The organism is Acinetobacter sp. MB5 (assembly GCF_003261585.1).
Taxonomy (GTDB): domain Bacteria; phylum Pseudomonadota; class Gammaproteobacteria; order Pseudomonadales; family Moraxellaceae; genus Acinetobacter.
This window is the reverse complement of record NZ_POVU01000001.1, coordinates 490,249-513,030: the sequence shown is the minus strand read 5'-3', so window position 1 is coordinate 513,030 and position 22,782 is coordinate 490,249. Positions and strand designations below refer to the sequence as shown.

At 40.8% G+C, this 22,782-nt stretch carries 23 protein-coding genes; 6 read left to right on the top strand and 17 right to left on the bottom strand.

Features of this window, described 5'->3' with window-relative positions; genetic code table 11:
* Window positions 1–35 precede the first annotated feature (35 nt).
* The 4 genes from purL to C1A47_RS02510 all read left to right on the top strand — a co-directional run bounded on the left by purL (window position 36) and on the right by C1A47_RS02510 (window position 5,641).
* The gene (gene purL, locus C1A47_RS02525) at window positions 36–3,872 is read left to right on the top strand and encodes a phosphoribosylformylglycinamidine synthase (protein WP_111892083.1); all 3,837 of its coding nucleotides are present in this window, start codon (window positions 36–38) and stop codon (window positions 3,870–3,872) included.
* Between the two features lie 114 nt (window positions 3,873–3,986).
* Window positions 3,987–4,664 carry a hypothetical protein gene (locus tag C1A47_RS02520; RefSeq protein ID WP_111892081.1) on the top strand — a complete coding sequence of 226 codons (678 nt, stop codon included), beginning with the start codon at window positions 3,987–3,989 and terminating at the stop codon, window positions 4,662–4,664.
* Between the two features lie 43 nt (window positions 4,665–4,707).
* Window positions 4,708–5,265 carry a hypothetical protein gene (locus C1A47_RS02515; RefSeq protein ID WP_111892079.1) on the top strand — a complete coding sequence of 186 codons (558 nt, stop codon included), beginning with the start codon at window positions 4,708–4,710 and terminating at the stop codon, window positions 5,263–5,265.
* Window positions 5,266–5,317: 52 nt separating this feature from the next.
* On the top strand, window positions 5,318–5,641 hold the full coding sequence (locus tag C1A47_RS02510) for an NGG1p interacting factor NIF3 (protein ID WP_111892077.1): 324 nt from the start codon (window positions 5,318–5,320) through the stop codon (window positions 5,639–5,641).
* A gap of 167 nt (window positions 5,642–5,808) precedes the next feature.
* Here C1A47_RS02510 and C1A47_RS02505 read toward each other — a convergent pair whose 3' ends face one another.
* Window positions 5,809–6,564 (bottom strand): nitroreductase family protein, encoded by a 756-nt coding sequence (locus C1A47_RS02505; protein ID WP_111892075.1) that lies wholly within the window; start codon window positions 6,562–6,564, stop codon window positions 5,809–5,811.
* A 116-nt stretch (window positions 6,565–6,680) separates the two neighbouring features.
* On the bottom strand, window positions 6,681–7,532 hold the full coding sequence (locus tag C1A47_RS02500) for an enoyl-CoA hydratase-related protein (RefSeq protein WP_111892073.1): 852 nt from the start codon (window positions 7,530–7,532) through the stop codon (window positions 6,681–6,683).
* A gap of 117 nt (window positions 7,533–7,649) precedes the next feature.
* Between C1A47_RS02500 and C1A47_RS02495 the strand changes: the two genes are divergently transcribed.
* A complete protein-coding gene (locus C1A47_RS02495; RefSeq protein ID WP_111892071.1) occupies window positions 7,650–8,213 on the top strand; it encodes a nicotinate-nicotinamide nucleotide adenylyltransferase in 564 nt (187 codons plus the stop codon).
* A 38-nt stretch (window positions 8,214–8,251) separates the two neighbouring features.
* Here the strand turns inward: C1A47_RS02495 and C1A47_RS02490 are convergent, their stop codons facing one another.
* The 6 genes from C1A47_RS02490 to dapD all read right to left on the bottom strand — a co-directional run bounded on the left by C1A47_RS02490 (window position 8,252) and on the right by dapD (window position 12,266).
* The gene (locus tag C1A47_RS02490; RefSeq protein ID WP_111892069.1) at window positions 8,252–8,713 is read right to left on the bottom strand and encodes a peroxiredoxin; all 462 of its coding nucleotides are present in this window, start codon (window positions 8,711–8,713) and stop codon (window positions 8,252–8,254) included.
* Window positions 8,714–8,722: 9 nt separating this feature from the next.
* Window positions 8,723–9,415, bottom strand: a complete 693-nt coding sequence (locus tag C1A47_RS02485; protein ID WP_111892203.1) for a diphthine--ammonia ligase — start codon at window positions 9,413–9,415, stop codon at window positions 8,723–8,725.
* A 94-nt stretch (window positions 9,416–9,509) separates the two neighbouring features.
* Entirely contained in the window at window positions 9,510–9,914 is a 405-nt protein-coding gene (locus tag C1A47_RS02480; RefSeq protein ID WP_111892067.1) for a hypothetical protein, read from the bottom strand.
* A 12-nt stretch (window positions 9,915–9,926) separates the two neighbouring features.
* Entirely contained in the window at window positions 9,927–10,598 is a 672-nt protein-coding gene (queC, locus tag C1A47_RS02475; protein ID WP_111892065.1) for a 7-cyano-7-deazaguanine synthase QueC, read from the bottom strand.
* 21 nt (window positions 10,599–10,619) lie between these two features.
* Window positions 10,620–11,330 carry a 7-carboxy-7-deazaguanine synthase QueE gene (queE, locus tag C1A47_RS02470; RefSeq protein WP_111892063.1) on the bottom strand — a complete coding sequence of 237 codons (711 nt, stop codon included), beginning with the start codon at window positions 11,328–11,330 and terminating at the stop codon, window positions 10,620–10,622.
* Window positions 11,331–11,444: 114 nt separating this feature from the next.
* Complete coding sequence (gene dapD / locus C1A47_RS02465) at window positions 11,445–12,266, bottom strand: 2,3,4,5-tetrahydropyridine-2,6-dicarboxylate N-succinyltransferase (RefSeq protein WP_111892061.1); 822 nt, start codon at window positions 12,264–12,266, stop codon at window positions 11,445–11,447.
* 370 nt (window positions 12,267–12,636) lie between these two features.
* Between dapD and carO the strand changes: the two genes are divergently transcribed.
* Complete coding sequence (gene carO / locus C1A47_RS02460; RefSeq protein WP_111892059.1) at window positions 12,637–13,371, top strand: ornithine uptake porin CarO; 735 nt, start codon at window positions 12,637–12,639, stop codon at window positions 13,369–13,371.
* Window positions 13,372–13,426: 55 nt separating this feature from the next.
* On the opposite strand, the gene C1A47_RS02455 is transcribed toward carO, so the two are convergent.
* The 9 genes from C1A47_RS02455 to C1A47_RS02415 form a co-directional block, all read right to left on the bottom strand.
* Complete coding sequence (locus tag C1A47_RS02455) at window positions 13,427–14,122, bottom strand: methionine ABC transporter permease (protein WP_111892057.1); 696 nt, start codon at window positions 14,120–14,122, stop codon at window positions 13,427–13,429.
* Window positions 14,119–15,144 carry a methionine ABC transporter ATP-binding protein gene (locus tag C1A47_RS02450; protein WP_111892055.1) on the bottom strand — a complete coding sequence of 342 codons (1,026 nt, stop codon included), beginning with the start codon at window positions 15,142–15,144 and terminating at the stop codon, window positions 14,119–14,121. Before C1A47_RS02450 ends, C1A47_RS02455 begins: the two co-directional genes overlap by 4 nt.
* Window positions 15,145–15,216: 72 nt before the next feature.
* Window positions 15,217–16,092, bottom strand: coding sequence for a MetQ/NlpA family ABC transporter substrate-binding protein (locus C1A47_RS02445; protein ID WP_111892053.1), 876 nt, complete (start codon window positions 16,090–16,092; stop codon window positions 15,217–15,219).
* A 462-nt stretch (window positions 16,093–16,554) separates the two neighbouring features.
* Window positions 16,555–17,838 (bottom strand): phosphoribosylamine--glycine ligase, encoded by a 1,284-nt coding sequence (gene purD, locus C1A47_RS02440; RefSeq protein ID WP_111892051.1) that lies wholly within the window; start codon window positions 17,836–17,838, stop codon window positions 16,555–16,557.
* Window positions 17,839–17,989: 151 nt separating this feature from the next.
* Entirely contained in the window at window positions 17,990–19,564 is a 1,575-nt protein-coding gene (purH, locus tag C1A47_RS02435) for a bifunctional phosphoribosylaminoimidazolecarboxamide formyltransferase/IMP cyclohydrolase (protein ID WP_111892049.1), read from the bottom strand.
* 69 nt (window positions 19,565–19,633) lie between these two features.
* A complete protein-coding gene (gene fis, locus C1A47_RS02430; protein WP_004751481.1) occupies window positions 19,634–19,903 on the bottom strand; it encodes a DNA-binding transcriptional regulator Fis in 270 nt (89 codons plus the stop codon).
* A gap of 511 nt (window positions 19,904–20,414) precedes the next feature.
* Window positions 20,415–21,239, bottom strand: coding sequence for an MJ0042-type zinc finger domain-containing protein (locus C1A47_RS02425; RefSeq protein WP_111892047.1), 825 nt, complete (start codon window positions 21,237–21,239; stop codon window positions 20,415–20,417).
* Window positions 21,240–21,257: 18 nt separating this feature from the next.
* Window positions 21,258–22,157, bottom strand: coding sequence for a 50S ribosomal protein L11 methyltransferase (gene prmA, locus C1A47_RS02420; protein WP_111892045.1), 900 nt, complete (start codon window positions 22,155–22,157; stop codon window positions 21,258–21,260).
* Window positions 22,158–22,288: 131 nt separating this feature from the next.
* Window positions 22,289–22,513 carry a hypothetical protein gene (locus tag C1A47_RS02415; RefSeq protein ID WP_111892043.1) on the bottom strand — a complete coding sequence of 75 codons (225 nt, stop codon included), beginning with the start codon at window positions 22,511–22,513 and terminating at the stop codon, window positions 22,289–22,291.
* Between the last annotated feature and the right edge of the window lie 269 nt (window positions 22,514–22,782).

Sequence of the window (22,782 nt, the reverse complement as noted above, 5' to 3'; positions counted from 1 at the left end):
GTCATTAACGACAAGCCCGTGGAGCCAAAATCAACATGTTTATCGTGGCCGGTGCCTCAGCGCATTCTTCTTTTAAGAAAACTCAACTATTATCACGTTTGACGTCAATTAGTTCTGTTCAATCTTTTGATAGCCAGTGGGTTTATCTGTTTGATCAAGCGCTCAACGAGCAGCAATATCAGTCAGCTTTACAACTTTTAAATGATGGTCAGTCTTTCGAGTTGCGCCAAGTTGCAGCCGATGAAATTCAAATTTTGGTGACTCCACGTGTTGGGACAATTTCACCGTGGTCGTCTAAAGCGACGGATATTTTCCAAAACTGTAATACCCCTGTACACCGTTTAGAGCGTGGTCTTTTATTTACGCTAAAAGGTGTAAGCGACGTTTCTCCTGCGGTGAAACAGGTATTGCATGACCGCATGACTGAGACTGTATTTGCACACTTAGATGATGCACAAGCACTTTTCTCAGAAACTGCGCCAAAACCATTAAACTCAATTGATATTTTGGGTGAAGGCAAGCAAGCGCTTGTGACTGCTAACCAAGAGTTTGGTTTTGCATTATCAGAACAAGAAATTGATTATTTAACTGATGCATTCACGAAATTAGGTCGTAACCCGAACGACATCGAATTGATGATGTTTGCTCAAGCCAACTCTGAGCACTGCCGTCATAAAATCTTTGGTTCAGAATGGACAATCGATGGTGAAAAACAACCATTGTCTTTGTTCCAAATGATTAAAAATACCTATAAAGAATCACCGAATGACGTGTTGTCGGCATATAAAGACAATGCTTCGGTGATTGTCGGTTATGACACCATGCGTTTCTACCCGAAAAAGGATGCAGAAACAGGCCATTACATCTATAAATATAAGAGCCAAGCGGCTCATATTTTGATGAAAGTGGAAACCCACAACCACCCAACTGCAATTTCTCCATTTGCAGGTGCGGCAACGGGTTCGGGCGGTGAAATTCGTGATGAAGGCGCGACAGGTCGTGGTGGTAAGCCAAAAGCAGGCTTAACAGGCTTTACAGTATCGAACTTGAACATTCCTGGTTTTGAACAACCTTGGGAAGAGAACTACGGTAAACCTTCACGTATGGCATCGCCATTACAAATCATGATCGAAGGGCCGTTGGGTGGTGCAGCGTTTAACAACGAATTTGGTCGTCCTGCGTTAAATGGTTATTTCCGTACTTTTGAACAAAACGTCAACGGTGATGTGAAAGGCTTCCATAAGCCAATCATGATTGCGGGTGGTTACGGTAACATTCGCCCTGACCACGTTGAAAAAGATGCGATTCAACCAGGTGATTTACTGATTGTCCTTGGTGGCCCTGCGATGTTGATCGGTTTGGGTGGTGGTGCAGCGTCTTCTGTAGATAGCGGTACGATGGGTGAAAGCCTTGACTTTGCTTCGGTACAACGTGAAAACCCAGAAATGGAACGCCGTTGCCAAGAAGTGATCGATACGTGCTGGCGCTTGGAAGATGCTAACCCAATCGTGTCTGTACATGATGTGGGTGCGGGTGGTTTATCCAATGCAATGCCTGAACTTGTGAATGATCACGAGTTAGGTGCAGTATTGAACTTACGTAAGATTCCATCGCTTGAACCAGGTATGTCTCCAATGGAGATCTGGTCAAACGAAGCACAAGAACGTTATGTTTTGGCGATTCGTCCAGAATCTTTGGCACAGTTTGAATCGATTTGTGCGCGTGAACGCTGTCCGTTTGCGGTATTGGGTGAAGCGACTGAAGCGCGCCACTTGACGGTTGAAGATCCATTGTTTGAAAACAAAGCGGTGGATATGCCAATGCAAGTGATGTTGGGTGGCACACCACGTATGAGTCGTTCATACGAAACTATCGAGCGTCAAGGCGACGATTTTGATGCTGCTCAAGTGGACTTAAAAGATGCGATCTTCCGTGTCTTGAAAAACCCGACTGTTGCATCTAAATCATTCTTGATCACCATCGGTGACCGCTCAATTACAGGTATGGTTGCACGTGACCAACTCGTGGGTCGCTGGCAGGTTCCTGTTGCTGATGCAGCAGTAACAACTACAAGCCTTGAAGGTTACACAGGTGAAGCGATGGCAATGGGCGAACGTCCACCCGTTGCATTGCTCAACCCAGCAGCATCTGCACGTTTGGCTGTGGCTGAAGCCATTTCAAACATCATGTGTGCCAACATTGAACAGATCAGCGACATTAAATTGTCTGCGAACTGGATGGCAGCAGCAGGTCAGCAAGGTGAAGACCAAGCTTTATTTGAAGGTGTAAAAGCGATTGGTATGGAAATGTGCCCAGCGTTAGGCATTGCGATTCCAGTCGGTAAAGACTCACTTTCAATGCGTACCACTTGGACAGATGAAGGTGTCGATAAAGCTGTCACTTCACCAATGACAGGTGTCATTACTGCATTTGCACCTGTTTTAGATGTTCGTAAAACATTGACTCCAGAGTTGAAACAACTGGATGATTCAGTACTTGTGCGTATTGATTTGTCAAAAGGTCAGTTCCGTTTAGGTGGTTCGATCCTTGCGCAAGTGTATAAAGCAATCGGTTCAGTCACTCCTGATGTGGACAGCTTCGATGACTTCAAAGCATTCTTTGCATTGATTCAGGACTGGAACAACCGTGGTCTGATTCAGGCTTACCATGACATCGGTGATGGTGGTTTGTTGGCAACTGTTGCTGAAATGATGTTCACTTCACGCCTAGGTGTGGCTTTGGAAAACCAAAGCACTGAAAGCTTGTTTGCTGAAGAAATTGGTGCAGTGGTACAAATCAAAGCAACAGATTGGGCTGCACTTGAAGCTGAAATTGCAGCATCAAGCTTGAAAGATGCAATTGCGGTTGTTGGTCAAGTCAACAACAGCGATCAGTTAAATGTAAATGGTTTGACTTTAGAGCGTGTTGAATTACAACAGGCATGGACAGAAGTTTCACATCAAATCCAGCGTTTACGTGATAACTCTGAAACTGCGGATCAAGAATTTGCATTGATTGCTGACAAAAACCACAAAGGTTTGATTGCACAACCAACGTATGACTTAAATGAACCTGTTGAAGCACCATTCTTGAACCTTCGCCGTCCAAGCATGGCGATCTTGCGTGAACAAGGTGTCAATGGTCAGACTGAAATGGCTGCTGCGTTTGACAAAGCGGGCTTTAACACAGTCGATGTTCATATGAGTGATTTGCTCGCTGGTCGCGTTGACTTAAATGACTTTGAAGGCTTGGTGGCTTGTGGTGGTTTCTCTTACGGTGATGTACTAGGCGCTGGTGGTGGTTGGGCAAAATCAGTGTTGTTCAATGCAAAACTGCGTGATCAATTCGAGAAATTCTTTAACCGCCAAGACACATTCACTTTAGGTGTGTGTAACGGCTGTCAAATGATTTCACAACTTGCACCGCTCATTCCAGGTGCAGAAGCTTGGCCTCGCTTCCACCGTAACACATCAGAAGTATTTGAAGCGCGTGCAGTCAATGTCCGTGTCGAAAAATCAGCGTCTGTGTTGTTGCAAGACATGGAAGGTTCGATTTTACCAATCGCGGTTGCACATGGTGAAGGTCTTGTTGTCGCAAGTCCTGAGAACTTGGCAAGCTTGCAAGCAGGCAATCAAGTGACTTTGCGTTATGTCGACAGTCATGGTCAGCCAACGCAGCATTATCCGTTGAACCCGAACGGTTCACCAGATGCGATTACAGGTGTAACCTCTAAAGATGGTCGTGCAACGATTATGATGCCGCACCCTGAACGTAACTTCCGTGCGATTCAACATTCTTGGTCGCCTGATGGTTGGACTGAAGATGGTGCATGGTTGCGTATGTTCCGTAACGCACGTAAATTTATTGGTTAATCATTGATTTAGCCGAGTTGAAAAAGCTACCAAGAGGTGGCTTTTTCTTTGCCTGTAAATCAGTTTATGCTGATAGTGTTGATTCACTAAATTTATAAATTGGAAAATAAAAATATGCCATCAAAAAAATCAGGCTTTTCAATTTTTCTCGGTATTTCTCTGAGTTTATTTTGTATAGGTGGGGCAGTATGGTTACTGTTCATTGGAAAGCTTGCAGGAGCTGAGTTTGTTGCATTAGTTTTAGGTGGAATAGTATTAAGTTTAATCATTTATTTTTCTTCGGAAATTCAAGAGTTTTCGATTGCAGGGAACGCAGTGAAGCTGAGAGAATTAAAAGATGAAGCATATCAAACGATTGAAAGCCTAAAACAAGCACGAATTGAGCTATTTAGATTGATGTTGCCACAAACTTTAAATTTTGGTGGTACTTGGAGGAGTTCATCTAAAGTTGATGAGCGTGTAGAGGGATTTTGTCAACTTTATGGGGCAATTCAGTCATTTGATTGTGTGGTAGAGTTGCGAGATGATATTGAGAAAGTTTTTAAAATTCTAATTAAGCAACAATATACTTATCTAGCATTTATTACTCAAATGCAAAATCAGCCATATTCCTTAGATAATTTATGGACACCACAGGCTTTATCATTACATTTAACAGATGCCATGATTGAAGCTCAGAGAAAACCTCAATCTGATTTTTTGGTCGTTAAACAAGACATTCATAATGCAATAGATGCTTATGCAAAGCTTTATGTGATTCACAAAGAATTGATGTCTATAACTGATTTATAAAAATTTACAAAGTGAAATTATTTGAACTTTAAGTGAGACAAATATGAGAAAAATTATTTTAATTGGATTGTTATTTTTTAGCTTTAATATTAACGCCCAAGATAATCATTTTAAATTTGATCAAGATGTTCTTAGTCATAATATTAAAATAGCGCACAATTTTGAAAAGTCTAAATTTTATAATAAAAATATAAAGTTCGAATCATCAGGAGAGAAAATTTATTTTTCTAATAAAAATAATGATCAAATTTTAATTTTGGATTTTTGTTGTGGTGGGTCTAGTTTGAATGTACAGCGAATAATAGTAACTACTCCAAATAGATTAGCCTATGGTAGGCTTATTAATAAGTTGAATGTTGAAAAATTTATTACACAAAATCAAAATTTTATTGGTATGCATTATGCTGATTTTGTTAAAAATATGGGTGTTCCGAAAAAACAATATAATGATAAAGATTCACTCATATTAAAATACTATACAGAAGATCAAAATTCTCCTCTTTTGAGAAATAATAATATGCCATCTTATTACGCCCTCTATAAGTTCAATAAACAAAGTAAAATATTAACTGGATTTGAATTTGGTTTTTCTGATATATAAAATAAATAATTTGTAATGATTTTAGATTCCCCTAGTTATTTAGTTAATTATTATGCTTAAACTTATCTACTACGTCCCCGAAAGTCATCTTGAATCAACCAAACACGCCATTTTTGCTGCGGGTGCAGGTGGCATCGGCAACTATGAACAGTGTGCGTGGCAAGTGAAAGGCATTGGACAGTTTAAACCTGTGAAATGTGCAGACCCATTTTTAGGACAACTCGATCAGCTTGAACAACTTGAAGAGTGGCGTGTAGAAACGATTGTTCCTGAAGCGCAAGCCAAGCAGGTTGCCCAAGCATTGCAAGCCAGTCATCCTTATGAAGAACCTGCTTTTGAGTTTATTCAAATGGTGGATATTGAATCCCTTGTATGATTAAAAATGATTTTGTGTTGTATTCATGGTGTCTTACTTTTCATGGGCGAAAAGTAACAAAAGCCCTCTGTTTGATTGATGGCACATCCATGTACCACAATCAAACGGCGACATCCATGTCGCCTTACGTGTATCGAATAATTGGAAAATCGATAGGCAAGATCGATTTAAACCTTCTGAATAAATAGCTCACGCTCAAAACGATATTGTGGGAAAAACACACCATCTTCGGCACGTTGCCCAGCACCAATCACCATCACTGGGTATTCTTCATCACTGAGCTGTAAAATTTTGCGCACACGCGGTTCATCAAAACCTTCCATCATACAGCTGTCAAAACCATAAGCACGAAGTGCTAAAACTAAATTTTCGCAGGCAAGGGCAGTGCTTTTCACAGCCCAAAGTTGACGATCCGCAGGATTAAATGCGGTGACAGGCAGCGGTGTAAATTGACGAACAACGCTAAACGCCAGTTTCTTGGCATTGCCAATACTGTTCAAAAATCCTGTGCGGTAGTTATATCCAATAAAACGGTAATACTGTTGCACCGCTTTTGGCGTTTTAGGCATCGGGAAATGACTCAGATTTTTCTTTGCCATTTCATCGATACGGTCAGTACGTGCTACGCAAACAATCAGTTCAGATGCAGTTCGGGCAGCCAACTGCCCCATACAGGCTTTGACCAGTTGTGCTTTCTTTTGAGTCGATTGAACGACATAAAACATCCACGGTTGTAGGTTGGATGAACTTGGAGCGAGCATTGCCCAGTCGAGGCATTGATCTAAAACTTCAGCAGGAATTGGGGTGTCCGTAAATTTACGTACCGAACGGCGGCTTTCAACCACTTTTTTAAATTGATTGACATCAATATCAGTCGGTGCAGCTTCGTGGTAACGCGTTTTTGTAAGATCTGAGGTGCTCATATTTCATTATCGCTCAACAAGATCAGAGCATTATCTGCAATCTGGAGGAAACTTGCATGTGGGATTTTGTTGTAAAGAGAGCAGGCCTATGAACTAGACCTGCTGTAGAGTGAGTTTTAGTTGAATTTTGAAAAGTCAGCTTCACGTTTTTCTAAAAAAGCATTGACTGCTTCATGTAACTCAGGTGATTTGACTCGCTGCATGAAAATTTCAGCTTCTTCATCAATCCACTTCAAGATCTCTGGTAAATTCTGCTTCATCAGTGCCTTGGTTTGTTTGAGTGAAGCAATTGGAAGTTTCGCCATATTTTTGGCAGTTTCATCTGAAAAATCATAAACATCATGATGTTCCATCAGTGCCATTAAATGGTATGGCGCATGCATATGTTCACTCGAGAATACCTGATTAATCAGGCCAAATTTTTCTGCGGCATGCGCATCAAATTTTTGTGCAGTAAAGAGCAGTGCCGCTGCATGATGATAGCCGACCTGTTGTACCAGTAATTTACTTGCGCCACCTTCAGGAGAAAGCCCTAGACTGACAAATGGTAATTGGAACACCGCAGATTCATCTGCAAAAGCCAAATCTGCATGTAGTAATAAAGTCACACCAATACCAATCGCCACGCCTTTAACTGCAATAATCAGTGGTTTGGAAAATTTAGCGGCTGATTTGAGTAAAACAAATGGAGGTTGTTCTGCTGCGGGTGTTGCATCGGGTTGCTGCATGGATTCGAGAAAGTCCTGCATGTCATTGCCTGCAGTAAAGTCATCGCCAGCACCACGCAGAATGACAACACGGACTTCATCACTGTTATCGGCTTGATCGAGTGCCTGAGCAATCCATAAATATAAGCCGCTATAAATCGCATTTTTGGCAATAGCACGGTCAATGGCTAAAGTCAGCACACCATCTTCGAGGACTGCCTGTAAATGCTGATGAGTTTGAGTTAAACAAGTGAGAGTCATTTTTCATGTCCTTTATTTCAGTATTTCGTGATTTTCACATGGTAAATTGTTATGCTTCACGATGATTCTTTATCATTACACTTCACCATCCCTTGGTTTAATTATTGATATCCTATGATGTATCACTTTGATTATCTTGTTTTCATTGGGCGTTTTCAACCATTTCATCTGGCACACATGCAAACCATTGAGATTGCATTGCAACAAAGCCATAAAGTTATTATTGCTTTAGGTTCGGCTCAACCAGAACGCAGTATTAAAAATCCGTTTCTGGCACAAGAACGTGAACAGATGATTTTGTCAAACTTTTCTCAGGAAGATCAACAACGTATTGTTTTTGTGCATGTTGTCGATGTTTATGATGATCAGAAATGGGTGAAGCTGGTCAAAGATTTGGTTGCTGAAAAAACGTCTGCAGAAGCCAAGATTGGACTGATTGGTCACTTTAAAGATGAATCATCTTATTATTTAGAATTATTTCCAAACTGGACTTTGGTTGAACTCGAAAGTTTGAAAGATTCGATTTCTGCGACACCGATGCGGGAAGCGTATTATCGTGGTGAAATTCAGACGCAATATTTCCCACAAGGTACGATTAAGTTTCTAGAGAAATTTCAAACCACGCCAATTTATGCAGAGTTACAGCGGCGCTTTGCAACTCAAGATAGCAGTCGTTTTTAAGAATATAGATAGCTAGCGCACAGGCTAGCTATAATTTGTTAGGCTGCTTTCAAAGCTTTTAAATCAGCAAGAACTTGTTCTGCATGACCTGCAGCTTTGACCTTACGATATTCCTTAACTAGCTTGCCGTTATGGAAAATAAAGGTTGAGCGTTCAATGCCCATCACTTTTTTGCCATACATATTTTTTTCTTTAATCACATCGAAATGCTGGCAGAGCGCTTCTTCTTTATCGCTAATCAGTTCAATTTTTAATGCCTGTTTTTCAGTAAAGTTCTGATGTGATTTAACCGAATCACGAGAAATACCAAAAATTGTTGCACCTTGTTCTGTAAATTGATCTTGGATGCACGAGAAATCAACTGCTTGAGTGGTACAACCAGGGGTTGAGTCTTTTGGATAAAAATAAACAATCAACCATTCAGAATTCACTTCAGCTAAGTTGATATCACCTGTTGTTGTTGGAAATGTTTGATTTGGAAGTTGGATGCTGTCTGTCATGTTCAATCCTTAAATGGCATGATGTTCTAATGTTAGTGGTAAAAATGCATAATTTTCGTGATACAGAATATCACCTTTGCAAATTGAAAGTGGTTTTTTGAAGATCGGCCCATCAATCACTGTGGTGTGAAATTCACCTGCTTCACCACAAGGATCAATACCACGTGTACAGAGTTCATCAACATATTCAGAGGTTAAGACTCGCCCGAGGTCTTCGGCTTTCATACCTAGATTGAGATTTACGGTGACAATCACACTTTGAAAACCCAAGTTGATAAATTCGTGAATAATCTCTAAACGTGGTTTTTGCCAGAGTGGCATGCACAGTTGAAGCTGACTTTTATCACAAACGGATTGGTTCCATTCGGCATGACCGAGTAAGTCAATATCACCAGTCACAAGAACTTCTGCGCCAAGCGATTTTTGCTGTTCAAGAAGCTGAATAAACTGTGCTTCATAACTTTGCCATGTTGCAGAGGCTGTTAAAATCGGCAGTCCAATCGCTTCAGCCTGCGCATGGATAATTTCAAGAGACATGCCATGTGAGCGAGATTTTTTCCCATTTTCCTCAAGCATGACAATTAAACCAATCGCTTCGCCCATCTGCATGGCTCGATATAGGGCGAGGGTGCTGTCTTTACCACCACTGTAAGAAGCGACAAATTTTTTATGTTGAGCATTGCTGTTCCAAGCGTGGTGCATATTCAAGTTTTCTGTCTCTAAGGTCATGCGTTGTTCCATAAAAAAACTAGCCACATCAAGTGGCTAGTTTATTGAATCACTTAATGGTGATGTCTTATTTCTTTTTCTCTGCTGCTTGAGCATTTTTCATTGCTTCTTCAGAGAGCGATTTTAGTTTTGAAGTCAGCTGAGGACCAAAGCAAGATTGGATTGCTTTGTTTTGTTGCTGAATAAATGGTAAAGAGCTTGGGCTTTTCTTCTGATTTACAGTACTAATAATTTGCCATTCTTGAGCTTTGGTCAAACGGCCTTCAGCATCAACTTGGCATGTACAAAACTTGTTTGCTTCTGCTGCAGTCAGTTTGCCACCTTTACCAGCACTTTCTTTACAGTTACTAATTAAAGTTGAGCGAACATTGGTACTTTTTGATGGATCTTGTGCTGCATGAGATACAGTTGCTGTAAATGCAAGTGCAGAAAAAAGAGTAGAAACAATCAGTTTTGAATTTAAAAATTTCATATAACCTGCCTTTTATTGAGGTACGTAACGTGTTGGGTCTTCAACGCCTGCCTGAGCAAAACCTTCTTTACGTAAGCGGCAGCTATCGCATTTACCACAAGCACGTCCCTGGTCGTCAGCTTGATAGCAAGACACTGTTTGACTGTAGTCTACACCATGTTCAAGACCTAGGCGTATTATATTCCCTTTAGATAAATGTAACAGAGGTGTTTCAATTTTAAGTGGTTTTCCTTCAACGCCTGCTTTGGTTGCAAGGCTTGCAAGGTTGGCAAAAGCCTCAATAAATGCTGGTCGGCAGTCAGGATAACCTGAGTAATCTACAGCATTTACGCCAATCACAATGGCTTCAGCAGAGAAAACTTCGGCTGCTGCTAGTGCATAAGACAAGAAAATGGTGTTACGTGCTGGAACATAAGTTACAGGAATACCTTCTTGCGCTTGTTCAGGTACAGCAATGTTATGGTCAGTCAGCGCTGAACCACCGAGGTTGCCCAAATCAATATTGATAATGCGATGTTCTACACCCGAACGATCAGCCAATGCTTTGGCTGCATCAAGTTCAGTACTTGAGCGCTGACCATACTGGAAGCTGAGGGCAATACATTCATAGCGTGCTTGCGCCCATGCTAAACAAGTAGTTGAGTCTAAGCCACCAGATAATAAAACTATGGCGCGTGGGCGCATATTCATTCTCCAAAAAATTAATTAACGACCTGTTTCATCTTGCCACAACAGTTTATGCAGTTGTAACTGAAAACGAACAGGGAGGTGATCATCTAAAATCCACTGAGCCAAGTCACGCGCAAAACGTGGCAATTTGGCATTGCCTTTCTCGACAGCAAAAGCAGGGGAGAACCAAACGGTACTGACTTTTTTGTCGAGCTGGTATTGAGCAACTTGTTGCTTTGACCATTCATAATCTTCACGATTGCAAATCACAAATTTGATCTGATCTTTGGCAGTCAGTAAGTCTAGATTGCTGAGTAAATTGCGGTGTGCTTCACCCGAAGTTGGGGTTTTTAGATCAAGGACTTTAGAGACGCGCGGATCAACTTTGCTGACGTCAAGCGCACCACTGGTTTCTAAAGAAACTTCAAAACCCATCTCACATAAGCGATCTATAAGCGTGATGCAGTTTGGCTGGGCCAGTGGCTCACCACCTGTCACGCAAATATACGGGGTTTGATAAGATTGAGCAGTTTCAATGATTTTATCTAAAGACCAGCGCTCACCACCCTCAAATGAATAAGTCGTATCACAATAGGTACAGCGCAGTGGGCAACCTGTTAAACGGATAAAAACCGTTGGTAGTCCTGCGGTATTCGCTTCACCTTGTAGTGAATAGAAAATCTCGGTAATACGTAAACCTGCGGCAGGATCAGTCACAGGGATTTGAGAGGAGCGAAGCGGATTCATAGTAAAGTAACCATGGTATTTTAAAAAACAAAAATCTCTACGATTTTACAACCGTAGAGACGAGGAGCGATGGACGCTCCGAGGAACGGTTTAAGTTCCGCAACAGTGTCGAGATTACTCGTCGCGAAGCAAATCGTTCAAGCTAGTTTTTGCACGAGTTTGCGCATCCACTTTTTTCACGATGATTGCAGCGTATAGGCTGTAAGTACCGCATTTAGATGGAAGGCTACCCGCAACAACCACAGAACCTGCTGGTACGCGGCCGTAATGGATTTCGCCAGTTGCGCGGTCATAAATCTTGGTTGATTGACCAATGAATACGCCCATTGAAATCACAGAACCTTCTTCAACGATCACGCCTTCAACGATTTCAGAACGTGCACCGATGAAACAGTTGTCTTCAATAATGGTTGGGTTTGCTTGAAGTGGTTCAAGAACACCACCAATACCGACACCACCAGACAAGTGAACGTTTTTACCGATTTGTGCACATGAACCGACCGTTGCCCATGTATCGACCATTGTGCCTTCATCAACATATGCACCGATGTTCACATAAGATGGCATAAGTACAACGTTTTTCGCTTGGAAGCTGCCACGACGTGCAACTGCTGGTGGTACAACACGTACGCCAGCTGCTTTAAATTGTTCTTCAGTCCAACCTTTGAATTTAGTGTCAACTTTGTCGTAGAAACGAAGGTCGCAAGATTCGATTGGTTTGTTATCATTTAATTTGAATGATAAAAGTACCGCTTTTTTCAACCATTGGTGAACAACCCACTCACCATCAATTTTTTCTGCAACACGAAGGCTACCGTTGTCTAAACCTTGAATTGCTTGCTCAACAGCATCACGAACTTCAGCAGGACAGTCTGCTGCAGTAAAGTTGGCACGGTTTTCAAAGGCTTGTTCAATAATTGTAGCAAGTTCAGACATATGCTAATCCCAAATTACGCTCAAAAAATTACAGCGATTTTACACTAAAAATAAAGTCATGCGGTTGAAAAAATAGCAAAACAGTCAAGATTTCAGGAAAAGCAAGTTCAAGACCTAAACCCAATCTATTAAGTGAGGCTATTGATTTGGTTATTTTGTGTATATGTATTAAAATTTAAGCAATTGATTATTATTGTTTTTAGTAAAATGAATGATGAAATATTTTGAAAAACTGTATCAAAGAATTACATAAACCCTGCAAATTTGGCTTAAAAATCGTATGAAAAAAAGCCAGCTTTCCACTTAGTATGACCACTCATGATCGCAATACTGTCAGTGAAAATTCACAATGATGTCAGGAGACTTCTCAATGAAAAAATTTCAAAAAATCTTGGTAGCCTCAACACTGTTTTCCATTGCAGGGGTTGCTATAGCCGATGAGCCAGTGATTGTTGAACCTGGAAATACCTATAAAACTTACTTGCCAACCTCATTTCGTGCTGAAGCAGGCACAACAGGCTATGGTGGTGCATTGACTTGGGATGTAAATCCCTATGTCGGTGTAAGTTTAGGGTATAACGGAGGGAATATTAATTGGCGCAATGATATAAAAAGTCATGGAACCAAATATGATCTCGATCAGGACAATAACAACAATGTCTATTTAAATGCCGAAATGCATCCTTGGGGTGCCAGTCAGAATACCTTTGCAAAATCGGTTTATGTGGCAGCAGGGGCAGCGTATTTAGATGATGATTATAAACTGACCTCAAAATCCAATAATGGTAATGTCACCGTCAATGACAACAAGTACAACATCAATGGCAACATTACAGGGAAAATGAAATATAAAAATGACATTGCCCCGTACATTGGGATCGGTGCTCGTCCAATGCTGAGTGAGCATTGGGGCGTGTTTGGAGAAATTGGTGCTTATTACACGGACAATCCAACAGTGAGTTTAACTTCAAATGCGACAGTGAATTCTGGAGGAACCAGTGAACAGTTCCAGAGTGACTTAAAAGCACAGGAAAACCAAATCGCCAATGATGATAAATACAAGTGGTTGCCATCTGCCAAAGTCGGTGTGACGTACCGTTTCTAATGATCTGAAATAAAAAATGCCATCATGTGATGGCATTTTTTTGGATGATGAAATCTTATCGTAATTTGGCAAGCCAATTTCCCAGTGTTTGAACAATCTGCACCAAAATCAGCAGGACAATCACTGTTAAAATGATGACACTACTGTCAAAGCGCTGATAGCCATAAGAAATAGCCAAATCACCGATACCGCCTGCACCCACTGCACCAGCCATAGCCGTTGCACCAATCAAACTGATGGTTGCTGTGGTCATGTTTAAAATGAGAGAGCTACGCGCTTCAGGCAAAATAAACTTAAAAATGATCTGCCAAGGTGTTGCACCCATAGACTGTGCTGACTCAATAATACCTTCATTGACTTCAAGCAATGACGTTTCAATGAGACGTCCCATATACGGGCCAACATAAATTGTGAGTGGCACAATGGCTGCCCATGTCCCAATTGAAGTGCCGACTAGCCATTGGGTAAATGGGATGACGGCAATCAATAAAATAATAAATGGCAATGAGCGCAGTGCATTTACAATCGGATTAAGACCATGATAAACCACAGCATTCGGTAGAATGCCAGCTGGGCGAGTTACCAGTAACGTAATCCCTTGGATTAAGCCCCAGATTCCACCAAAAATCAGCGAAAAGAACACCATCTGGAAGGTTTCTTGTAATGCAGTAACGAATTGATCAATCGTTAAAGCACTGTGCCAAAATGGCTGAGTTGCTTCAGTCAACCATTGTACAATCAGGTCTCTCATGACTGTTCTCCTTGTTGACGGACTTCAACCCCTTGTTGCTTTAAGTAATCCGTAGCTTGGGCAACTACAGCAGCATCCCCTAAAATTTGCACGAACATTTGACCAATCACTGTGCCATCAATTTCAGTCATGTTGGCAAACAAAATATTCAGACTAATATCAAATTGTTTGATGACGGCTTGAATTACAGGTTGCTGAGCGGATTGCCCTAAGAACTGTAAACAATAAATGCTATGTTCATGCTGATGTTCGAGCTGCTTCAGAATATTGCTTGGCAATTGTTGCTGTAACACAGTTTGAATAAAGTTCTTTGTGGTAGGTTGCTGCGGTTTACTGAATAGATCCACCGTTTTACCTGTTTCGATGACTTTACCCGACTCCATAACCGCAACATAATCACAGACGCTTTCAATCACATCCATTTCATGTGTGACCATCACAATCGTAATATTTTGTTCTTTATTGATTTTCTTCAATAAGTCTAAAACGGACTGTGTGGTTTGTGGGTCAAGGGCAGAGGTCGCTTCATCGCACAGTAAAATTTTAGGATGATTTGCAAGCGCACGTGCAATGCCAACACGCTGTTTTTGACCACCAGAAAGTTCATCAGGATAAGCGTTTTTTTTATGACCCAAGTCAATAAAAGAGAGTAGCTCATCTAAACGTGCTTGACGTTTTTCTTTACTGACGCCTAGCAATTTCATTGGCATTTCAATATTTTCAGCAACCGTTTTGGTTTCAAGTAAATTGAAGTGCTGGAAAATCATACCAATATTGGCACGCTCTTGACGTAATGCACGTGCATCCAATGCAGTAAAGTCTTTCCCATTAATAATGACCTGACCTTCGGTTGGGCGCTCCAACAGATTGATCAGGCGAATTAAGGTGCTTTTACCTGCACCACTATAGCCAATAATGCCAAAGATGCTACCTTCTGGAATCTCGAGGTTGATCTGATCCAGCGCGCGCAGCGTTTGCCCTTTGAGCTGATAGTGTTTTGAAATGTTTTTAAATTGAATCATGTGGTCAAAAACTATGCGAAAAAGAAAAAACAGGCAAAGAAACTTTGCCTGTTCGTTGACAACATTATATGACTATTTGCTTTCAGTCAGGTAGCTGATTGGTTTGTTTACGTCCACTTTTGTACCAGCAAAGTGATCTTGTACGTATTTTTTAACCGCTTCAGTATGATACAACGCCCCTAATTTTTGTAAAATCGGGTCGTTTTTACGTGAGTCAGCAGTTGCAACAATGTTGACATTCAACTTGGTTGATTGGTCAATTGGCTCGTAGTAGATTGAATCTTTCAATACATTCAAGCCACCTTCCATTGCCAAGGTATTACCGAGAACAATCGCATCAACGTCATTTTTCACACGTACTGCAGTTGCCATTTGAATTGGTTTGATATCAATTTTTTTGGCGTTGTCAGTAATGTCGTTTGGTGTACCTGTTGCAGGGTCAAAGTTGGTTTTCAGTTTGATTAAACCAGCGCTTTGTAACAACAATAATGCACGTGCTTCATTGGCTGCATCGTTAGGGATTGCAATGCTTGCACCTTGTGGGAATTGATCAACTTTTTTGTATTTAGTTGAGTAAATACCCATTGGCTCAAGATATGTCGTTGAAACAGGTGCAATTTTTTTATCATTGTTTGCATTGTAAGCAACAAGGTATGCATATGATTGGAATGCATTGGCATCAACTTGTTTATTAGCAATCGCAGTGTTCATTGCCACATAGTCAGTGAAGTTTTGAACTTGCAAATCAATACCTGCTTTTTTGGTTTCAGGTAAGGTTGCAATGTAGCGCCAGATATCAGCATCTGAACCAGTCGATGCCAATACGATTTTTTGTGGTTGGTTTGCATCAGCAGCTTTGGTGTTGCTGCTTTGTTCAGGTGCATTTTTACTGCAACCTGCGGCAAGAAGTACACTTGCACCTAAAACAACGCTCAATAATTTTTTCATGAGGTGTATGTCCTTAGTCAATAATGTTCAATAGGGTTTGGATAAAACCATGGAACATGACAAATATCTGGACTGATCTAGCATAATTTTACCCACTGCCTTGTGCAGCAAAAAAGCCGAAATAAACAGGAAAAATATGGGCTGAAACAATGTTGGCACTTGTCAAAACTGGTATATCGCAGTCGAACTAAGTCTAAATCAGTAACATCAGTGTGAAATTTGTGCTCATGATACCAAGAAAATAAAATGCACAATAGGGGAGCATGTAGAATCTGCATGGTGCACTATTGATTTTCATCGGAATATTTTCAGAAAAGTGTATCTGAGCAATATTGCTGGCAGTATAAAGTTTTGTCTGTACAGTGCAAAACAATAAAAAACACAAATGATATGAAAATTTGTGGTTAAGACAGCAAAAATAAAACGCCCTCGAAAGAGCGTTTTACTGAGAAAAATGAGAACTTATGCTTGTTCACGTGCAATGGCACGGTAACCAATATCACTACGGTATTGCATGCCGTTAAATGTGATTTGACCACACACTTCTAAAGCATTGACTTGAGCTTCAAGAACGCTATCACCTAGCGCAGTGACGCAGAGTACGCGACCACCTGAAGTGATGACCTGACCTTTGTCATTGCTTGCAGTGCCTGCATGGAACACTTTTGTGCCTTCAGGAGACTGACCTAAACCAGAAATCACGTCGCCTTTACGCACGCTTTCAGGGTAGCCTTCAGCCGCTAGGACGATACCAATTGATTTGCGTTCATCCCACTGTGCTTCAGCAGGCAAGTTGCCTTCAAGACCTGCTTCAACCAAGTCAACCAATGAAGATTGTAAACGCATCATGATTGGCTGAGTTTCAGGGTCACCAAAACGGCAGTTGAATTCGATTACACGTGGCTGACCTTGTTCATCGATCATCAGGCCTGCATACAAGAAACCTGTATAAACGTGACCATCTGCTGCCATACCATCTACGGTAGGACGCATGATTTCAGTCATCACACGTTCAAATACGTCAGCAGTCACGACAGGCGCAGGAGAGTATGCACCCATACCACCTGTGTTTGGACCTTGGTCACCTTCAAAAATACGTTTGTGATCTTGTGAAGTTGCCATAGGCAAAATGTTTTGACCATCAATCATACAAATGAATGATGCTTCTTCACCTGCAAGGAACTGTTCAATCACGACACGAGAACCTGCATCACCGAACTTGTTGCCTGCCAACATGTCATCAATCGCAGCAAAAGCTTCTTCATTGCTCATTGCAACGATCACGCCTTTACCTGCTGCAAGACCATCTGCCTTAATGACGATTGGCGCGCCATGCTTTTCAACAAATGCTTTCGCTGCAGCGACTTCTGTGAATACATCATAGAATGCAGTTGGAATGTTGTGGCGTTTTAAGAAGTGCTTGGCAAAAGCTTTTGAACCTTCAAGTTGTGCAGCGTATTGAGTTGGACCCCAAATTTTTAGACCAGCTGCACGACCCGCATCAACTACGCCATTGACAAGCGGAGCTTCTGGACCGACAACAACTAAAGCGACATCATTATTTTTTGCGAATTCAATGATGGCTGGATTATCGAGAATATCCAGTTGTACATTTTCACATTTTTCTTCTGTTGCAGTACCTGCATTACCCGGTGCTACAAAGACTTTGCTGACTTTTGTATCTTGCGCGATTTTCCATGCCAAGGCATGTTCACGACCACCGCTACCCAAAACTAAAATGTTCATTCTCAAAAATCCCTCAAAGAAAAGAATCCCTCCTGACCTCCCTTTTAAAATGGGAGAGGATCACATCAGAAAACCAAGGTTTCTTATGTGAAAAGTCCCCCTTTTTACAAAGGGGGATTTAGAGGGATTAATAAATATGACTTCTAATCAATTAGTGACGGAAATGACGCATACCTGTGAACACCATCGCAATGCCGTGTTCGTTTGCTGCTGCAATCACTTCTTCATCGCGCATAGAACCACCCGGTTGGATGATGCATTTGATGCCAGCTTTCGCAGCATTGTCGATACCATCACGGAACGGGAAGAATGCGTCAGATGCCATCACTGCACCTTCAACCACGAGACCCGCATGTTCTGCTTTAATTGCAGCAATACGTGCTGAGTTTACACGGCTCATTTGACCTGCGCCAACACCAATCGTTTGACGACCTTTTGCATAAACAATTGCATTTGATTTAACGTATTTCGCAACTTTCCAAGCAAAGATTAAGTCATCAATTTCTTGTTCAGTCGGTGCAACTTTAGTCACAACTTTCAAGTCAGATGCTTTGATCATGCCTAAGTCTTGGTCTTGAACCAACAAGCCGCCATTGACGCGTTTGTAGTCAAGTTGTGGTGCACGTTCATCAATTGCAGGAAGATCGCCACAGACTAATACGCGAACATTTTTCTTCGCGCCAGTCACTTCAAGTACACCTTCAGCAATGCTTGGAGCAATAATTACTTCAACGAATTGACGTTCCACAATCGCTTGAGCAGTTGCAACATCTAACTCACGGTTAAATGCAATAATGCCACCAAATGCAGATTCAGGATCTGTTGCATAGGCAAGGTCATACGCAGCTTTGATACCGTCTAGAGATACTGCAACGCCACAAGGGTTTGCGTGTTTTACAATCACGCATGCAGGTTTAGCAAAAGATTTCACACATTCAAGTGCTGCATCGGTATCTGCGATGTTGTTATAAGATAATTCTTTACCTTGTAACTGAGTAGATGTAGAAACTGATGCTTCTTTTGCAGCAGGATCAACATAGAATGCAGCTGATTGATGCGGGTTTTCACCGTAACGAAGGTCTTGTGCTTTCACTAATTGAGTGTTGAAAGTACGAGCAAATTTGTCTGCTTGACCTTCTTCTTTACCTACACGAGCGCCAAGGTAAGACGCGATCATACCGTCGTATTGAGCCGTATGTTCAAATGCTTTAACAGCCAAGTCAAAACGAGTTTCGTAAGACAATGCACCGTTTGCTTTAAGTTCAGCGACAACAGTTGCATAGTCAGATGCGTTGACGATAATGCCTACTGATGCATGGTTTTTAGCCGCAGCACGAACCATCGTAGGGCCACCGATGTCGATGTTTTCAATCGCATCTGCAAGTGAACAGTTTGGTTTTGCAACAGTTGCTGCAAATGGATAAAGGTTCACAATCACAAGATCAATTGGGTCGATGTTGTGTTCTTGCATAACCGCTTCATCTAAGCCGCGACGAGCAAGGATACCACCGTGAATTTTTGGATGTAGGGTTTTAACACGACCATCCATCATTTCAGGGAAACCAGTATGTTCAGATACTTCAACAACAGCGATGTTACTGTCTTTGAGTAACTTGTATGTACCGCCAGTTGAAAGAATTTCAATACCCAAATTTGCAAGTTCTTGAGCAAATTCAACAATACCAGTCTTATCAGAAACTGAGATTAAAGCGCGCTTAATAGTCATGATTTTCAAGTCTTCAGATTAAACATTTAGGCAAAAAAAATGCCCACGACGACGTGAGCATTTTATCATTTATTCACTCATTAAACCGTGAGCTTTTAACTTTTTACGCAAAGTACCACGGTTTAGTCCTAGAATCTCAGCAGCGCGAGTTTGGTTGCCGCGAGTGTATTCTAAAACAACAGATAAAAGAGGTTTCTCCATTTCTGCTAGCACCATGTCATATACCTGAGCAGGTTGCTCGCCTTGCAGTTGTGCAAAATAATGACGAACTGCGCGATCCACGTGGATGCGAAGCGCTACATCAGATTGTGCAGTAAAAATAGGAGATTTGCTATTCATGCGTTTTAATCCGAATAATCTATAACCACTTGGGTAAAAGTGGTTGAGTTTATAAAAGGCTAAAAAATATTCAGTTCAGCTTGTGAAGAGAATATTAAAAATAAGTAACTAGCTTGCCATACATTGTCTGTATTGACCAAAAAATAAGCGTAACAGTTGTTAAAGAATTGTTACAGCCAAATTTTAAAATAAAAAAACTGCTACATGCGCAATATTGGGATAATGCACATCTGGCAATTTATTTCATTATGGGAATTCTACGAGATGTTTGTGTGGTCAAGCTTTCGTGGCGCGTATCATACCACTGTCATTTAAAAAGTGAGTAAAATTAATGCAAAATTTTGCTAAATTTTATCGTTTATTTCGATTTAATTTTAAACTTTTGTTGTTTTTTTAGATTAATGAAAAACGTTATTTCTATTGCTGGATAAAAAGTATCAGAAATAGTGAAAACTTGAACAAGGCTATAGATTTGCTTGATGGTTGATGGTTGAGTATTTTTCTGAGTGATTTAATTGAGTGACTTTTTGAGCTTTAATTTAAATTGTTGATTAACGCTATTGAGCGGGACATCGATCCTGAAAAACAAGGCTTGCTGAGTTGCTATATGCTGTTGGTTTTGTTGTGATGGCAATAAATAGAGTTTTGGTGTGAAGTCAAATATCTTTTGAGTTGTGATGACTTGTAGATGAGGCAGACTTTGTGGATGATCACTGTAATTCACAAATTTCCCAGTGATAGTGGTTAAGTTGGGATAATCCTGATGAATACGAGTTGCTTCAATTTTAAGTTCATCACCAGTTTGTGTGCTGCATTTTACAAGATTACAGGTCTGAATTGAAAAGTTTGCCAATATGGGAAATTGCTGCTTAAGTCCACTGTTGTTGTTCGTAATCTGACTAATCACAAGTCCGAACAGCAAAAGATTAAGCATCAGTAAAAATACATGGATGGTAAAATTAACCAGTTTGGTCGAAGGGTTTTTTGAAAAACTAAAAAAAGAATCATCTTGAATGAATTGAAGACCATGATCTTCATTAAAGCGATAACTATTTAAGTAATTGAGCAAATCTACACTAGATGAATCTAGCTTACGTTCAAAAATAGAAAGTATTGCAGTCTCAGAACCCCGTTCGTGTATACGATGGTGGCTGAGGTTTACATTTTGATGATTATGTTCAGTTTGTGTATGTGTTGGGTATTTTAAAGACCCATAGGCATTAAAATGATATTCACATTTGGGACAACAAACCATGCCCGCTGCAATCGATAGTTGAGTCGGGGAGACTAAATATCGGGTGTTGCAGTCAGGACATTGAGTTTGTATGTCACACATAAGCGTTGCCTAAACAGATTAGCTTTGGCGTTTGCCTGAAATACGGCACCAGTTTTCTTCACGTTTTTCGATATTTAAAATATCAAAGAACTCTTGATACACGTCTGAAACATCTGCCACTTGTTCTTCAATGACCCCAGCAAGTGCAAATTCACCATCAGCTTTAAGTAGTTTTGCAAATTCAGGTGCAAGTGCCATCAGCGGCGCGGCTAAAATGTTGGCAACTAATACATCTGCTTGCTGGCTCTTAAACTCGGCATTGAACTCTTCTGGTAAGCCTACGTATAAACGGTCAAGAACACCATTCAATTCTGCATTTTGTTGGGTTGCAAGTACGGCTTGCGGGTCAATGTCAGTTGCATAAACTTTTTTAGCACCTAAAAGTAGTGCCGCTACCCCTAAAATGCCTGAACCACAACCATAGTCAACCACAACTTTATCTTTAAGATCGACACTGCCTAACCATTGTAGGCATAAGAATGTGCTTGCGTGGTTGCCTGTACCGAATGCCAGACCTGGGTCAAGTTTAATGTTGGTTGCTTCAGCATCAGGTGCTTCTAACCATTCAGGCACGATCCAGAATTTGTCTGCAATTTGGATTGGCTCATAGTAGTCCATCCATGCACGTTCCCAAGCTTGGTCTTCAAGTTCATCAAAACGTACAGGCGCTTCAGGAAGCTGTTCTTGTACAAATTTCACCAAACTATCGACATCGATTTGTTCGTTGTCATCTTGCTGGTAAATCCCTGTCACAATGACTTTGTTCCAAAGTGGAGTTTCGCCTGGAAGTGGCTCAAGCAATGCCTGATCTTCAGCATCATCTAGCGTGACACTGACTGCGCCCAAAGAAAGTAACAATGTTTCAGTAAAATCAACTTGTGCTTGATCAACAGTAATATGTATTTGTAACCACTTCACGCAAATAACCTAAATGTTTAGAACAAAGCGGTATTGTAACGAAATCGGCTGCACTTGGGGAGTTTGTAAGCTGATCTCTACAAATAAAATAGCCACCGCATGTTGGGTGGCTATTTTTGATCAAGTCTGGATTATTGAATCGGACAAGTCAGTTGATTTAATTCTTTGCGGCTAAAACCACGTGAAAGTAGTATGCGCTTGATTCCTTTAATTACATCCTCGTCCTGAGTTAAAGCTAAAGTTTGAAGTAGCTGATCATTGGTTTTACATGCACAATCATTTTCAACCCATGCCACATGATTCTTGTGGTCATTCGTGCTGGTTTGTGCACCAAAAAATTTCTGCCAAAAACTCATAAAGCCTTCATATGCAACCTAAGATAATTCGGAATATAATTTAAAAAAATAAAAAAACAAGCGAGCAAAAGTCGTAGTCAAAAATGAAGATGATGTGTGCTGAACGTATTTTTTCTGAAAAATTAATCAAAAACAAAGAAATATATTTGTAAGATTTGTCATACTTTTTTACAAATTTGTTATTTATATGGATTAATTCCATTCAAAGTGATGTGTATAGGTGAAAGATCAAAATTGGGGCATTATTTGATCTTTTTATCTCTTTTTAA

Excerpts from the sequence above, each read along its gene's own strand:
- dapD (WP_111892061.1), bottom strand. The coding sequence starts at position 12,266 with ATGTCTGAACTTGCTACAATTATTGAACAAGCCTTTGAAAACCGTGCC.
- C1A47_RS02485 (WP_111892203.1), bottom strand. The coding sequence starts at position 9,415 with ATGCACCACGCTTGGAACAGCAATGCTCAACATAAAAAATTTGTCGCT.
- C1A47_RS02505 (WP_111892075.1), bottom strand. The coding sequence starts at position 6,564 with ATGAGCACCTCAGATCTTACAAAAACGCGTTACCACGAAGCTGCACCG.
- C1A47_RS02480 (WP_111892067.1), bottom strand. The coding sequence starts at position 9,914 with ATGAAATTTTTAAATTCAAAACTGATTGTTTCTACTCTTTTTTCTGCA.
- C1A47_RS02450 (WP_111892055.1), bottom strand. The coding sequence starts at position 15,144 with ATGATTCAATTTAAAAACATTTCAAAACACTATCAGCTCAAAGGGCAA.
- C1A47_RS02445 (WP_111892053.1), bottom strand. The coding sequence starts at position 16,092 with ATGAAAAAATTATTGAGCGTTGTTTTAGGTGCAAGTGTACTTCTTGCC.
- purL (WP_111892083.1), top strand. The coding sequence starts at position 36 with ATGTTTATCGTGGCCGGTGCCTCAGCGCATTCTTCTTTTAAGAAAACT.
- C1A47_RS02415 (WP_111892043.1), bottom strand. The coding sequence starts at position 22,513 with ATGAGTTTTTGGCAGAAATTTTTTGGTGCACAAACCAGCACGAATGAC.
- C1A47_RS02455 (WP_111892057.1), bottom strand. The coding sequence starts at position 14,122 with ATGAGAGACCTGATTGTACAATGGTTGACTGAAGCAACTCAGCCATTT.
- C1A47_RS02520 (WP_111892081.1), top strand. The coding sequence starts at position 3,987 with ATGCCATCAAAAAAATCAGGCTTTTCAATTTTTCTCGGTATTTCTCTG.
- C1A47_RS02495 (WP_111892071.1), top strand. The coding sequence starts at position 7,650 with ATGTATCACTTTGATTATCTTGTTTTCATTGGGCGTTTTCAACCATTT.
- C1A47_RS02515 (WP_111892079.1), top strand. The coding sequence starts at position 4,708 with ATGAGAAAAATTATTTTAATTGGATTGTTATTTTTTAGCTTTAATATT.
- queE (WP_111892063.1), bottom strand. The coding sequence starts at position 11,330 with ATGAATCCGCTTCGCTCCTCTCAAATCCCTGTGACTGATCCTGCCGCA.
- queC (WP_111892065.1), bottom strand. The coding sequence starts at position 10,598 with ATGCGCCCACGCGCCATAGTTTTATTATCTGGTGGCTTAGACTCAACT.
- purH (WP_111892049.1), bottom strand. The coding sequence starts at position 19,564 with ATGACTATTAAGCGCGCTTTAATCTCAGTTTCTGATAAGACTGGTATT.
- carO (WP_111892059.1), top strand. The coding sequence starts at position 12,637 with ATGAAAAAATTTCAAAAAATCTTGGTAGCCTCAACACTGTTTTCCATT.
- C1A47_RS02510 (WP_111892077.1), top strand. The coding sequence starts at position 5,318 with ATGCTTAAACTTATCTACTACGTCCCCGAAAGTCATCTTGAATCAACC.
- fis (WP_004751481.1), bottom strand. The coding sequence starts at position 19,903 with ATGAATAGCAAATCTCCTATTTTTACTGCACAATCTGATGTAGCGCTT.
- C1A47_RS02425 (WP_111892047.1), bottom strand. The coding sequence starts at position 21,239 with ATGTGTGACATACAAACTCAATGTCCTGACTGCAACACCCGATATTTA.
- C1A47_RS02500 (WP_111892073.1), bottom strand. The coding sequence starts at position 7,532 with ATGACTCTCACTTGTTTAACTCAAACTCATCAGCATTTACAGGCAGTC.
- purD (WP_111892051.1), bottom strand. The coding sequence starts at position 17,838 with ATGAACATTTTAGTTTTGGGTAGCGGTGGTCGTGAACATGCCTTGGCA.
- C1A47_RS02490 (WP_111892069.1), bottom strand. The coding sequence starts at position 8,713 with ATGACAGACAGCATCCAACTTCCAAATCAAACATTTCCAACAACAACA.